The sequence below is a fragment of the Anaeromyxobacter oryzisoli genome (assembly GCF_022690765.1).
Taxonomy (GTDB): Bacteria; Myxococcota; Myxococcia; order Myxococcales; family Anaeromyxobacteraceae; genus Anaeromyxobacter; species Anaeromyxobacter oryzisoli.
The window spans coordinates 14,385-28,564 of sequence record NZ_JALCZA010000014.1; the positions used below are offsets into that span (position 1 = coordinate 14,385).

At 72.4% G+C, this 14,180-nt stretch carries 9 protein-coding genes; 7 read left to right on the forward strand and 2 right to left on the reverse strand.

The window, feature by feature from the left end; all coding sequences use genetic code 11:
- The first annotated feature begins 46 nt into the window (after positions 1-46).
- Positions 47-1,183 carry a glycosyltransferase family 4 protein gene (locus tag MNZ27_RS07030; protein WP_242393329.1) on the forward strand — a complete coding sequence of 379 codons (1,137 nt, stop codon included), beginning with the start codon at positions 47-49 and terminating at the stop codon, positions 1,181-1,183.
- 452 nt (positions 1,184-1,635) lie between these two features.
- Positions 1,636-4,086 (forward strand): hypothetical protein, encoded by a 2,451-nt coding sequence (locus MNZ27_RS07035; protein WP_242393330.1) that lies wholly within the window; start codon positions 1,636-1,638, stop codon positions 4,084-4,086.
- A 93-nt stretch (positions 4,087-4,179) separates the two neighbouring features.
- Here MNZ27_RS07035 and MNZ27_RS07040 read toward each other — a convergent pair whose 3' ends face one another.
- On the reverse strand, positions 4,180-5,043 hold the full coding sequence (locus tag MNZ27_RS07040; RefSeq protein ID WP_242393331.1) for a glycosyltransferase family 2 protein: 864 nt from the start codon (positions 5,041-5,043) through the stop codon (positions 4,180-4,182).
- An 8-nt stretch (positions 5,044-5,051) separates the two neighbouring features.
- Positions 5,052-6,488 carry an oligosaccharide flippase family protein gene (locus MNZ27_RS07045; protein ID WP_242393332.1) on the reverse strand — a complete coding sequence of 479 codons (1,437 nt, stop codon included), beginning with the start codon at positions 6,486-6,488 and terminating at the stop codon, positions 5,052-5,054.
- Positions 6,489-6,964: 476 nt separating this feature from the next.
- Here MNZ27_RS07045 and MNZ27_RS07050 point away from each other — a divergent pair, with 476 nt between their 5' ends.
- The 5 genes from MNZ27_RS07050 to MNZ27_RS07070 all read left to right on the forward strand — a co-directional run bounded on the left by MNZ27_RS07050 (position 6,965) and on the right by MNZ27_RS07070 (position 14,081).
- A complete protein-coding gene (locus MNZ27_RS07050; protein ID WP_242393333.1) occupies positions 6,965-8,080 on the forward strand; it encodes a glycosyltransferase in 1,116 nt (371 codons plus the stop codon).
- 143 nt (positions 8,081-8,223) lie between these two features.
- The gene (locus MNZ27_RS07055; protein ID WP_242393334.1) at positions 8,224-9,567 is read left to right on the forward strand and encodes a phenylacetate--CoA ligase family protein; all 1,344 of its coding nucleotides are present in this window, start codon (positions 8,224-8,226) and stop codon (positions 9,565-9,567) included.
- A complete protein-coding gene (locus tag MNZ27_RS07060; RefSeq protein WP_242393335.1) occupies positions 9,564-10,985 on the forward strand; it encodes a DUF362 domain-containing protein in 1,422 nt (473 codons plus the stop codon). Before MNZ27_RS07055 ends, MNZ27_RS07060 begins: the two co-directional genes overlap by 4 nt.
- 259 nt (positions 10,986-11,244) lie before the next feature.
- Positions 11,245-12,672, forward strand: coding sequence for a thrombospondin type 3 repeat-containing protein (locus MNZ27_RS07065; protein ID WP_242393336.1), 1,428 nt, complete (start codon positions 11,245-11,247; stop codon positions 12,670-12,672).
- Positions 12,673-13,025: 353 nt separating this feature from the next.
- The gene (locus MNZ27_RS07070; protein WP_242393337.1) at positions 13,026-14,081 is read left to right on the forward strand and encodes an ATP-grasp domain-containing protein; all 1,056 of its coding nucleotides are present in this window, start codon (positions 13,026-13,028) and stop codon (positions 14,079-14,081) included.
- Positions 14,082-14,180: the final 99 nt, after the last annotated feature.

The window sequence follows — 14,180 nt, forward strand, 5'->3', positions numbered from 1 at the left end:
CGCTCGGCCGGGCGCCGATCTCCAACGGCGGGCGCGGGGTGAGCGCGTGAAGATCGTGCACGTGATCACGGGGCTGGGCCTCGGCGGCGCCGAGACCATGCTGTGCAGGCTCCTCCAGGCCCAGCGCGGCGCGACGCGGGAGGCGCGCGTGGTGTCGCTCACGGACATCGGCGCCGCGGGGGCACGGATCGGGGAGCTCGGCGTCCCGGTCTCCACGCTGGGGATGCGGATCGGCCGCCCCGATCCCGCGGCGCTCCTCCGCCTCGTCCGGCTGCTTCGGGAGGAGCGCCCGGACCTGGTCCAGACGTGGATGTACCACGCGGATCTGCTCGGCGGGATCGCCGCGAGGCTCCTCCGCCTGCCCGTGATATGGGGCGTTCGCCACGGCCAGGCCGATCGGCGCGACAAGCTCCTCACCCGGGTGACCCGGCGCGCGTGCGCCCTCCTGTCGTACCGGCTGCCCACGGCGATCGTGTGCAACTCGGAGTCGGCGCGACGGGCTCACGCGAGCGCGGGCTACGCGGCGCGGAAGCTCGTCGTCGTGCCCAACGGGTTCGACGTGTCGCGGTTCCGGCCGAGCCCCGAGGCGCGCGCGGCGGTGCGGCGCGAGCTCGGCATCGCATTGGACGCACCGCTCGTCGGCCTCGTCGCGAGGTATCACCCGCACAAGGACCACGACACCTTCCTCGAGGCGGCCGCGCGGGTTCGCGACGCGCACCCCGCCGCGCGCTTCCTGCTCTGCGGGCACGGCGTCGAGTGGGGCAACGGGGACCTCGCGGCGAAGCTCGACCGGCTGGGCCTGCGCCCGGCGGTCCACCTGCTCGGACGCCGCGACGACATGGAGCGGATCACGGCGTCCCTCGACGTCTCGTGCCTGTCCTCCGTGACCGAGAGCTTCCCCAACGTGCTCGGGGAGGCGATGGCGTGCGGGGTCCCCTGCGTCTCCACGGACTGCGGCGACGTCGCGGAGATCCTCGGCGACGACGCCGGCGCCGTCGTCCCCGTCCGCGATCCCCGGGCCTTCGCCGGAGCGGTGCTGGACGCGCTCGCCCTCGACGAGCGCGAGCGCGAGGCCCGGGGCGCCGCGGCGCGATCGCGGGTCATCGCGAGCTACGCCATCGAGGTCGTCGCGCGGCGCTTCGCCGAGATCCAGCTGAGCGCGATCCGTCCGGCCGCGGCGTAGCGGCGCTTCCCCCCTGACTCGACGCCCACGCGCTCGGCGTAGGCTCGGCGCGGCCTCGCCCGCGTGGCCCGACGTCGGCGGGCGAGGTCTTCGCGCACTCGCGCGGAGCCCCCCGCACGTCCCCGCACACGGCCGCGGGGTCCGGCGATTCGCTCCGCACATCGGGATGATGCGCAACCCCGCCCATCACTCTGCGTGATGGTGCTCGCACCTGCGCCTCCGGGGGACGATGTAGGCCTTTCGAGGTCACCCGTCCCGGGAATGAACGGACCCGCGTTCTCCGTTCGGGTGCAGAGAGGGCGGCAGCTGCTTCGCTCGGTGTGAGAGCGCGCCCTCCCGTGCCCGACAGGCACGGACGCCCGGTCCGCAGGCCGGGTCGCGCAACAGGTGCTCGCTGAGAGCCCCACATGAAAGGCAACCCTCGCGTGACGACACGATACGCAGTACGAGCCGTGCTCGCTGCCGCAGCTCTCCTCGCCTCCCTCTCGGCGTGCTCGTCGGGCCAGAGCTCGCCGACCAACACCACGGCGTCGGCGCTCCAGATCGCGCCCGCGACCATCGAGGCCGCGCCCGGCGAGACCGTGCACTTCAACGCAACGCTCGCCGGAGTCCCGAACCAGCAGGTGCAGTGGACCGTGCTCGAGTCGGACGGAGGCACGATCGACGCGACGGGCACCTACGTCGCCCCCGACGCGGAGGGGACCTATCACGTGACCGCGGTGCTCAGCGCGCCCGCCGCGAGCGCCGCCCAGAGCACCGCCCTGGCGACCGGCACGATCAGCGCGCCGGTCTCGAGCACGACGACCGCGAAGATCAACGTGAAGGGGAACGTCCGCGTCGCCGTGACCCCGCTCACGGCGAGCGTCGCGACGGGCCAGACGCTCTCGTTCAGCGCCGCCGTGACCGGCACGTCCAACAAGGCCGTCACCTGGTCGGTCACGGAGTCCGGCGGGGGGACCGTGAGCGTGAATGGCACGTACACGGCTCCGGCGACCGCCGGCACCTATCACGTGGTCGCGACGAGCGTGGCGGATCCGACGCAGTCCGGGACCGCGGTCGTCACGGTGACCGACCCGCCGGGCGCGCCAGCTCCCGCGCCAGCCCCCGCGCCGGCCCCCGCGCCGGTGGCGGTCTCGGTGTCGCCGGCGACCGCGTCGGTGATCGAGGGGAACACCGTCCAGCTCGGCGCGACCGTGACCGGCTCCACCAACACCGCCGTCACGTGGTCGGTCACCGAGTCGGGAGGCGGGACCGTGAGCGCCACCGGTCTCTACACGGCGCCGCTCCTCGTCGGCACGTTCCACGTGGTGGCCACCAGCGCGGCCGATTCATCGCAGTCGGCCACCGCGACGATCACGGTCACGGCGACGCCGTCGACCACCTCGCCGACCCCGACGCTGCCGCCGGGCGTCGTCCCCGCCTTCCCCGGCGCCGAGGGCGGCGGCGCGGCGGTCACGGGAGGCCGGGGCGGCAAGGTGATCAAGGTCACGAACCTGAACGACTCCGGCGCGGGCTCCTTGCGTGATTGCGTGCAGACCCAGAGCGGCCCGCGCACCTGCGTCTTCGCCGTGGGCGGCCGCATCAACCTGCTCTCGACCATGCACGTCTACAACCCGCACCTCACCGTCGCCGGGCAGACCGCCCCGGGCGGCATCGCCATCTACACCGGGCTCGGGACGCCCGTCTCGGGCTATGGCCTCAAGGCCTTCTCCGTCGAGGCGCCGGACGTGATCATTCGCTACGTCCGGATCTGGGGCCAGGCGGTCGTGGGCGAGGGCCCGGCCGCGGCGATCGGCAGCATCGCGGTGATGACCTACGCTCCGAACGTCATCATCGATCACGTCACGGCGCTCTGGCAGACCGGGTTCACCTTCGGCGGTGACGTGGGCACGGCCACGAAGCCGGGTGCGAACTACACGGTCCAGTGGTCGATCGGCGGCGAGAACATCTACAACAGCTCCATCTATCCGAACGGCCAGTCCACCCCCCTCCTCTTCCTGGCAGGCGGCTCGACCCACTACGATCCGGCCGGCGTCACGGACGTGGATTATCACCACAACCTCTTCGTGAACGCCTCGCATCGCTTCCCGGCGCTCTCGGTCGCCACCGGGCGCTTCATCAACAACGCCGTGTTCAACTGGCGACGCGCCTCCTACGAGGACGTGGGAGACTCGACCGGGACCGTCGGGCTGGTCGACTTCATCGGCAACGACTACAAGGCCGGCAACATGCCGAAGTCCTCCGGCGTCGCCGGCTACCGGGAGATCATGGCCAACCGCGCCAACTCGGTGCCGGACGTGAGCCTGTTCGTCTCGGGGAACCAGTCGAACTGGACCGGATGGGACGTGACCCCGGGCGACCGGGGCGCCGTGCCGGCCGGCTCCTCGGATGCGTTCCAGTGGTCGAAGCTCACCGCGGGCAGCACCGTCTACCAGGGCGCGGCGTCCTCGGGGCTGCTCCCGCTCCCGACCTCGTTCCAGCGGAAGCCCTGGGCGCGTCTCCCCGCGCCGGCGAGCCACATCGACATCTCGGTGGACAGCGTGACGAGCCTGCCCTCGCTCCTGACGGCCCAAGGCGGCGCGGGCGCGTCCCGTTTCCTGAACTGCGACGGAACGTGGACGAACCTCCGCGACAGCGCCGAGACGCGCATCATCGGCTCGTACCTCAACGGCAGCCCGACGCCGCCCAGCACCGTCGCGAGCTACGCCAACTACGCCTCCTCGGCCAGCGTCTCGAACCTCCCCGTCCTCACCCCGCGCACGCCCTGCACCGACACGGACGGCGACGGGATGCCCGACGTCTACGAGACCGCCCACGGGCTGAACCCGACCGACCCCACCGATGGGCCCCGGGTCCAGGCCGACGGCTTCACCAACCTCGAGCATTACCTCGACGGTCAGTAACACAGCCTCAAGCTGGTCAGCGCCGCAGCGCGCCGGGATGCCCCGACGCGCTGCGGCCTTCTTCTACGCTGCCGGCTTCGCGACGCTCGGGGTTCACCGATCCATGAGCTCGACGACGGTCCTCAGCGTGCGGTGCGAGCGCGCGAGCCACGCGCAGCGCACCATCTGGGCGATCATCCGTCCGTAGCTGCGTCGCGCCCAGTGCTGCTTCGCCTCGCACCACGCCGCGGCCGCGCGCACGGCGCGCCACTCCCGGGATCCGGGCCGGAAGTGCTTCCGGATGGCGGCTTCCATGCAGCCCCGCATCCACCGAGAGTCCTTGTGCGCTTGACGCGGGTGCGTGCGGTACACGCCGACCGCGCCGGGGAGGTAGGAGAAGACGCCGCACTTGCTGGCGCGGAGCCAGTAGTCCCAGTCCTCCGATCCGCGCAGGCCCTCGTCGAACTTCCCCACCTTCGCCACGAGCCTCGCCCTGATGAGGGGTGACCAGACCGCGAACCAGTTCCGGTAGACGAGCAGCTCCTGCATCGGGATCGGCGGAGGGCGCCGGCAGTTCAGGAACGTCGGCTTCAGGTGGTCGTCGCCGAGGTAGTGGTCGGAGTACACCAGGTCGCACTCAGGGTGGTGGAGCAAGAACGTCAGCTGCCGCTCGATCTTGTCCGGCAAGAACGCGTCGTCCGCGTCGAGGAAGCAGAGATACTCGCCCTGCGCGACGGCGATCCCCGCGTTGCGCGCCGCGCTGACGCCTGCGTTGACCTGGTGAACGACCCGGACGCGATCGTCGCCGGCCGCCAGCTCGTCCGCGAGCGCGCCCGTCCCGTCCGACGATCCGTCGTCCACGACGATGACCTCGAGGTTCCGCCAGGTCTGCCGCAGCACGCTCGCCAGGGCCTCCGCGAGGAACGCGGCGGCGTCGTACGCCGGGATGACCACGGAGACGAGCGGAGGGGTCGGCACGATCTCGCCTATCCGCCCGCGAGGCGGGCGCGCAACGCTTCGAGGACGCCGCCGCGGCGCGCGTGGTGCAGCGAGTACGCGAGCCAGGCCCCGAGGGCCGCCGCCATGACGAGCGGCGATCTCGTCGGGCTCGCCCCGGCGACGGACAGGGCGCCGACGAGCACCACCCCGAGGGCGAGCCGGCGGAGGTGTCTCCGCTCCAGGTGGAGCCCGTAACGGAGCCGGTACGCGCCGAGCGTGAGCGCGAGGTGGAGCGCGACGCCGGCCAGGTAGCCGGCGACGACCGCGAGGGGGCCGAGGCGGCGCATCAGGAGGAGCGCGACGCTCCACCGGGCAGCCGCGTAGACGAGGTTGAGCGCCAGCCAAAGCACCCGGTCGCCCCGGGCGAGCATCGGGGCGCCGATCACCCACACGAAGGCGAGCAGCAGGTCCGCCGCGAGGATCCACGGGAAGAACGCGGCGCCGGACGCGAACTGGCTCGAGTAGAGGACGGAGAGCGCGGTGGCGCCGAGCAGGCCGAGCAGCCCGAGCGCCGAGGTGCCCAGGGGGACGACCACGTCCAGGATCGCGTCGATCGACGCGGAGACGTCCCGGCGCTCCGTCTTCGGGGCGATCTTCGCGAGGGAGACGCTCCCGATGCTCGCGAGGACGATCCCCTGCAGCAGCGCCGAGAGGACGTAGGGCGCCTGCAGCAGCCCGTTGGCCGCGGGGCCCGCCACCCGGATGACATGGGCCCGGACGGCGGCGTCGCTGAACGCCTGCGCGAACCCGCTCAGCACCGACACGACGCCGAACGACGCCAGCAGCGAGAGCACCTTCGGCTCGAGCCGCACGGCCAGCGGGGGGTAGCCGAGCGCCCGGCACCGCCCCCCGAGCAGGACGGCGACCAGCGCCGCCAGCGCGAAGTACTGGATCGCCGCGCCGATGAACCCGAACAGCCAGACGACCGGGACGGCCACGGCGGTCGCCGCCAGGACCGCCAGGCTTCGCCGCATCGCGAGCCCGCGGACGTCGAGGACGCCCTGGAGGACGGCGAGGTAGTTGTTCTTCAGCGCGTCGACGGGGATGGCGGCGACGAAGATCGCCGCGGCCGCGACGGTCTCGGGCCGCCGCGCCAGGCCCACGAGCGGCAGGAACCGCCCGGACGCGAGCAGCCCCAGCATCAGGGCCACCGCCGCCGCGGCGAGGCAGAGCACGAGCCCGTTCGCGCTCGCGAGCTGGGCCCGGCGCTCCTCGAGCGAGGCATGCTTGGCCACGTTCCGGGCGAGGCCGACGCCCATCCCGAACATGACCAGCGTCGAGGCCACGGCGATCACCGCCGCGATCTGCGCGATCTCGCCGAACGCGGCCGGGCCGAGCCTCGTGGCGACGACCTTGTTGCGGATCACGCCCGTGAGGGCCAGGACGAGCTGCATCGCCGCGAACTGGCTCAGGATCGAGAGCATCCCGGCTTCGTCTCGACGCCGCGCGGTGACGGCGGGGCCCGGCGCCGCGCCGCGGTCCCGATCGGCAGGGGATCCGCTGGCGGACTCCGTGACTCCCGTTTCGACGGGCAAGCAGCTCTCCCTCTCGCGCGCGGGCGGCGATCACGCACCGACGGCGCCGGCCCCCGGAGACGGCGTATCCCCGCGCCAACTTCGCCGACGCGATGCCCGTGCGCAACGCTCTCCCAGGGGAGCGCCACCCGCGCGGCGTCGCCGGACCGAGCCGTCACCCCGAGGGTGCCCCCCGAGCTTCCGTCGTCGACGACCGCGCGCACATCGTCTGGTCGGGCGCCGGGAGCATCGGGACGAGGCCTGGCCACGACGAGTCGTGGGCCCGTCGGGGCGGTACGCGCCGCGCCGGGGCATCCCTATTCCTCGCTCGGGCGTTCGACGGTTTCGCGCCCGAGCCCATGCGGATCCTGATTATCGTGAGGGGGTTGAACCTCGGGGGGTGCGAACGCCAGGTCACCGCGCTCGCCCGCGGCCTCCGGCGGAACGGCCACCACGTCGCGGTGGCCGTGTTCTACGGGGGCGGGGTGTTCGAGGACGAGCTGCGCGCGGACGGCATCGCGGTGCACGATCTGTCGAAGCGTGGCCGCTGGGACACGGTCCCCGTGCTGGCGAGGCTCGTCCGCTTGATCCGCTCCGAGCGCCCCGACGTCGTGGACGCGTACATGGGGCTCGCCAACCTGTTCGCCGCGCTCGCGAAGCCGCTCTGTCCGCCGGTGCCGGTCGTCTGGGGGATCCGCACCGCCATCGGCGACGTGAGCTCGTACGGCTGGGCGACCTGGGCCGGGACGTGGCTGGAGCGGCTCGCGTCGCCGCTGGCGGACGCGATCGTCACGAACTCGCACGCGGCCCGGGAGCGCGCCGTCGCGATGGGGATGGACGCGCGCAAGATCGTCGTCATCCCGAACGGGATCGACTGCGAGCGCTTCAGGTTCGACCTCGAGGCGCGCGCGCGCCTCCGCGCCGAGTGGGGAGTTCACGGGGACGCGCCGCTCGTCGGGATCGTGGCCCGGCTCGATCCAGTCAAGGGGCACGCCGTCTTCCTCCGGGCCGCCGCCCGCCTGGCGCGCTCGCACGAGGGGATCCGCTTCGTGTGCATCGGCGACGGCGACCCGTCCTACCGGGATCGGCTGCGCGGGCTGGCCGAGGAGCTGGGGATCTCGTCGTGCCTCTCGTGGGCCGGGAGTCGCAGGGTCACGCGCGAGGTGTACAGCGCGCTGGACGTCGCGGTGCTCTCCTCCGGCGCCGGCGAGAGCTTCCCGAACACCCTGGGCGAGGCGATGGCGTGCGGCAGGCCCTGCGTCGTGACGGACACGGGAGACGTGCGAAGCATCGTGGGCGACACCGCGGCGGTGGTCCCCCCGGGAGACGACGCCGCGCTGGCGCGGGGGATCGCCGGCGCGCTGGAGCGAAGTGGGGCGGACGGCGGCTCGATGTCGGCGGCGACCCGGGCGCGCATCGAGGCGCACTACTCCGTGGACCTCCTCGTGCGGCGAACGGAGGCGTTCCTGGATCGGGTGCGTCGGCGCGCCTGGGTCGGGTGAGCGGGGACCACGATGAGGATCGCCCGGCCTCCCTGGTCACCTCGCCTCGCCTGCTCCGCGCCGAGCTGGAGCGGTTCGCGCGGCGCATGGGCGACCGGCTCGACCCCCGCGGCCACGACGTCGGCGCTCGCCGCGGAGGAAGGATGCGCCGGGAGAAGCCGGGGATGACGCTGCGCGACGACATCGTCCGGGCGGGGCTGCGGCTGCTCCGGTCGTCCGGTCGATACTGCGACCAGCTCCTGCGGGGGCCGGAGCCGCCGACGGCGACCCTGGAGCGGCTCCTCGCCCACGCGGCGCGGAGCGTCCCGTACTACCGGGAGCGCCTGAGCCTCGACGGCGACCTGCTGGCGCAGTTCAAGCGGTTGCCACCGCTCACCAAGGACCAGATCCGGGTCCACTTCGAGGACCTCAAGTCGGAGGATCTCGGGCGCCGGCGCTGGGTCACGAACAGCTCCGGCGGCTCCACGGGCCGACCGATCACGCTCGTCCAGGACCGCGACGCGTACGACTGGCGCCGCGCCACCGTGCACTACTACTTCAGGCGCTTCCTCGACGCCGACGACGTCATGGACCCGAAGGTCGTCCTCTGGGGATCGGAGCGAGACATCTTCCGGCAGCGGGATCCGAAGCGCCGCCTCTACGACTGGGCGACCCGGACCACGTTCCTCAACTCGTTCCGGATGAGCGACGCCCGGATGGCGGACTACGTGGCGGCGATCGACGCGGCGCGTCCCGCGTACGTGCAGGGCTACGCCGGGTCCCTCTACGAGCTGGCGCGCTTCGCGACCGCGAAGGGGCTCGGGATCCGTCCCCCCCGGTTCGTCCAGTCCGCGGCGGAGGCGCTGAGGCCGCACATGCGCGAGGTCGTGGAGCGGGCGTTCGGCTGCCGCGCCTACGACTTCTACGGCTCTCGCGAGGTCGGCCCGATCGCGGGCGAGGCGAGCGACGGCAAGCTGTACGTGTTCGACTTCCACAACCACGTCGAGATCGTGGACGCGCGCGGGGAGCCGGTGCCACCGGGGGGCGAGGGGCGCGTGCTCGTGACGACCCTGCACACCTACTCGATGCCGCTCCTCCGCTACGACATCGGGGACACCGCGGTGAGGTCGCGGCAGCCCGGCGCGCTCTTCGAGCTGCCGACGCTCGACCGGGTCACCGGCCGGGTCACCGACCACTTCGTCACCGCCACGGGCGAGCTCGTCCACGGCGAGTACCTGACGCACCTGTTCTACTTCCAGGACTGGCTCAAGGAGTTCCAGGTCCTCCAGACCGAGGTCGACCGCGTCGAGATCTGGTTCGTCCCGGTCCCCGGCACGGCGCTGCGGGCACCGGCGCGCGCGGCGCTGGAGGCCAAGATCCGGCTCGTCCTCGGCGAGCGCTGCCGGATCGCCTGGCGCCCGGTCGACGAGGTTCCCCGCACCCCGCAGGGCAAGCTCCTCTACACGCGCAGCCTCGTGTCGCGCAAGCCGGAGTGGGATCGCGCATGACTCCTGACGTCCACGTCGTCCGCGCCTCGGAGGCGCGATATCCGGCCTTCCCCTATTCGCGCCACGGCGGGCCCGTGGCCGCCGCGCTCGGGAAGCTCTTCGAGAGCTGGGGCCGGGACCCGGAGAACCCCTTCGGAGACCTCGTGGGGCCGGGCGCGCGGATCGTCATCAAGCCGAACTGGGTGAGGCACGCGAACCCCCTCGGGTTCGACCTCGACTCCCTCGTGACGCACACGTCCCTCCTCCAGCTCCTCGTGGAGCACGCCGCGACGGCGCTCGAGGGCGAGGGGACCGTCGTCATCGGCGACGCGCCGGTGCAGGGGTGCGACTTCGCCGAGCTGCGCGCGCGCTGCCGGATCGACGAGGCGATGGCGGGGCTGCGGCAGCGTCACCCGAAGCTCGATCTGCGCATCTGCGACTGGCGGCTGACGACGCTGGCGCCGCCCGGGGCCGGGGGCCTCTCCCGGGGCCGGCAGGCGCTCCGCCCCGATCACGACGAGTCCGCGGCGCGCGACTACCGCCTGGTCGATCTCGGCGAGCGCAGCTTCCTCGAGGACCTCTCCGACCATTCGGATCGGTTCCGGGTGACGATGTACCGCCCCAGCGAGATGCAGCGGCACCACCGCCCGGGCAAGCACGAGTACCTCGTGCGGAAGGACGTCTTCGGGGCGGATCTGCTCGTCAACGTGCCCAAGATGAAGACGCACATCAAGGCGGGCCTCACCGGCGCGCTCAAGAACCTCGTCGGCATCAACGGGCACAAGGAGTTCCTCCCCCATCACATCCGGGGAGCCTACGCCGCCGGCGGCGACTGCTACGCGGAGGGAGGTCGGCTGCAGGAGCTGTATGACGCGATGTACGACTTCACCTGGGAGCGCTACGCCGAGCTGTCGTCCCTCGGCCGCACGGCGCTCGACGGCGCGCTCCGGGTCGTGAGCCGCCTCGCGCGGACGAGCCGCACCGGCGCCGGGAGCTGGAGCGGCAACGAGACGATCTGGCGCACGACGCTCGACCTGAACCGGATCCTGTACTTCAGCCCCGACTCCCCCGCCCACGTGATCACCATCGTGGACGGGATCGTGGCGGGGCAGGGCGAAGGCCCCCTGACCCCGACGCCACATCCGGCGGGCGTCCTGGTCGGCGGCGAGAACCCCGCCCTCGTGGACGCGGTGCTGGCGCGCATGATGGGGTACACGATCGCCCGGATCCCCGCCGTCTATCACGGGCTGTTCCACCGCAACTCGCCGTTCGCCGTGGCGGAAGGGCTGCGGTTCCCGGTGACGCTCGGGCGGGACCGCGTGTCCCTGGAGGAGGTGCCCGCGCTCGGCTTCGTCCTGCCGAAGAACTGGGAGCGAGCGGGCTCGCCCGCGGCCCGGGAGGCCCGGCGCTCCGGAGAGGCGCGGAGCCTCCCGAGGTGAGCGGCCTCGTTCCCCATCTTCGATGCCGTCCCCCTCCCGCATGAGCCCAGGGACGAAAGCCTCCGCGGTCGCGAGCGCCTGGGCCGTTCTCGCCTTCGCCGGTCCCTCGAGCGTCTCCGGAGAGCTGGCCGCCGCGGCCTCGCGCGCTCGGCCGACCCCGACGCGCCCTGCCCCTCCGCGCTCGGCCGGCGCGACGACGCCGGCGTTCCCCGGGGCGCAGGGCGGCGGCGCGGCGGTCACGGGAGGCCGAGGCGGCAAGGTGATCAAGGTCACGAACCTGAACGACTCCGGTCCGGGCTCCTTGCGTGATTGCGTGCAGACCCGGAGCGGCCCGCGCACCTGCGTCTTCGCCGTGGGCGGCCGCATCGACCTGCTCTCGACCCTGCACGTCCACAACCCACACCTCACGGTCGCCGGGCAGACCGCTCCGGGCGGCATCGCCATCTACACCGGGCTCGGGATGCCCGTCTCCGGCCAGGGCCTCAAGGCCTTCTCCGTCGAGGCGCCGGACGTGATCATCCGCTACGTCCGGATCTGGGGCCAGGCGGTCGTGGGCGAGGGTCCGGCCCCGGCGAGGGGCAGCATCGCGGTGATGACCTACGCTCCGGACGTCATCATCGATCACGTCACGGCGCTCTGGCAGACCGGGTTCACCTTCGGCGGCAACGTGGGCTCGGCCGGGAAGCCGGGGGCGAACTACACGCTCCAGTGGTCGATCGGCGGCGAGAACGTCCACAACGGCTCCGTCTACAAGAAGGGCCAGTCCACCCCCCTCCTCTTCCTGGCAGGAAGGTCGGCCCACTACGATCCGGCCGGCGTCACGGACGTGGATTGTCACCACAATCTCTTCGCGAACGCCTCGCATCGCTTCCCGGGGCTCGCGGTCGCCACGGGACGCTTCGTCAACAACGCCGTGTTCAACTGGCGTCGCGCCTCCTACGAGGACGTGGGAGACTCGACCGGGACCGCCGGTCTGGTCGACTTCATCGGCAACGATTACAAGGCCGGCAACATGCCGAAGTCCGCTGGCGTCGCCGGTTACCGGGAGATCATGGCCAACCGCGCCAACCCGGTGGCGGACGTCAGCCTGTTCGTCTCGGGGAACCGGTCGGACTGGAGCGGATGGGACGTGACCCCGGGCGACCGGGGCACCGTGCCGGCCGGCTCGTCCGACGCGTTCCAGTGGTCGAAGCTCACCGCGGGCAGCACCGTCTACCAGGGCGCGGCGTCCGCGGGGCTGCTCCCGCTGCCGTCGAGCTACAAGCGCTCCCCGTACGCCCGTCTTCCGCCCCCGGCGAGCGGCATCGACATCCCGGTGGACAGCGTGACGAGCCTGCCCTCGCTCCTGACGGCCCAAGCCGGCGCGGGCGCGTCCCGCTTCCTGAACTGCGATGGAACGTGGACGAACTTCCGCGATAGCGCCGAGACGCGCATCATCGGCTCGTACCTCAACGGCAGCCCGACGCCGCCCAGCACCGTCGCGAGCTACGCCAACTACGCCTCCTCGGCCAGCGTCTCGAACCTCCCCGTCCTCACCCCGCGCACGCCCTGCACCGACACGGACGGCGACGGGATGCCCGACATCTACGAGACCGCCCACGGGCTCGACCCGAACGACCCCACCGACGGGCCCCGGGTCCAGGCCGACGGCTACACCAACCTCGAGCATTACCTCGACGGGCGCTAGCGCAGCGGAGAGGCGACGGCGGCGACGCCGCCAGCGCGGAGAGACGGGCTCGGTGATCCGAAGGCGGCTCTAAACGGACGATCATGATTCGAGAACGGTCAGCGGGGAGGGGCCCCACCGCAGGTGGGGAGGGGCAGCGCCCCTCCCCGCGGGACAGCGCGCGCCAGCGCGCGTGGGCCCCGCTTCGCGGGGTGAGGCACCATCGAACACGCGCACGCCCCGCGTGCGCTGGGGAGCTTCGCTCGACGGGGCGGGGGCGCAGCCCCCGTGCAACATGGCTAAACGAGGGCGCGAGGCGCGACACCGAAGGTGTTCGCGAATCGCGAACCCTCGTTTAGGGGAGGGAGGGACACATGGCGGGAACCGCGACGGTGGCCATTCATCGAAGGGAGGGGAGCTACTCGGACCGGTGGATCGGGCGGTGCGCCGAGCTGGGCATCCCTTACGCCGTCGTCGACTGCTACGCCCCGGACATCGTCTCCCGGCTCGCCTCGTGCCGCGCGCTCCTGTGGCACTTCACGCACGCGCGTCCCTGCGATCTGCTGATGGCCCGGAACGTGCTGACCGCAGCGGAGCTCCTCGGCCTGGAGGTGTTCCCCGACCGCGCGACCAGCTGGCACTTCGACGACAAGATCGCGCAGAAGTACCTCCTCGAGGCGGTCGGAGCGCCGCTCGCGCGATCCTGGGTCTGGTACGATCTCGAGAGCGCGAACGCGTTCATCGACGGGGCGACCCTGCCGCTCGTGTTCAAGCTGCGGCGGGGAGCCGGCTCCGTGAACGTCCGCCTGGTGCGGACGCGCAGCGAGGCCCGCGCGCTCGCCCGCCGGGCGTTCGACGGCGGCTTCGCGCCCACCGAGGGGCCGCTGACCGACGCCAGGCGGCGCGTCGGGCGGGCCCGGACGCGCCACGACCTCGCCGGCATGCTGCTTCGGGTGCCCGCCACGCTGATCCGGATGAACCGCGCGCGCCAGCGGGCGGACCGGGAGAAGGGCTACGTCTATTTCCAGGAGTTCCTGCCCGGCAACGCCTTCGACATGCGCCTCACCGTCATCGGGCGGCGAGCCTTCGCCTTCACGCGCAACGTGCGCCCCGGCGACTTCCGGGCGTCGGGCTCGGGGAGCATCGACTACGACGTACGGCGGATCGACCCCCGCTGCGTCACCACCGCCTTCGAGGTCGCTCGCCGGGCCAGGTCCCAGAGCATGGCCTTCGACTTCGTGCGCGACGCCTCGGGCGCACCGCGCATCCTCGAGGTGAGCTACGGGTTCCTGTCGAAGGCGGTGTACGCCTGCCCCGGCCACTGGGACGAGCGCCTCGGCTGGCACGAAGGCCATGTCTGGCCGGAGGACGCCATCCTCGAAGACCTGCTCGAGCGCTTGGAGGGCGGGATCGACGCTGCGTCCATGTGACTCATAGTTGCGGCACCTCTCACGGCCGGGGCGTGCTCGGGCGCGGACGAGGCCCCCTGCTCTCCGCCCGGGGAGCAGGCGCCTGACTCCCCGTGTCTT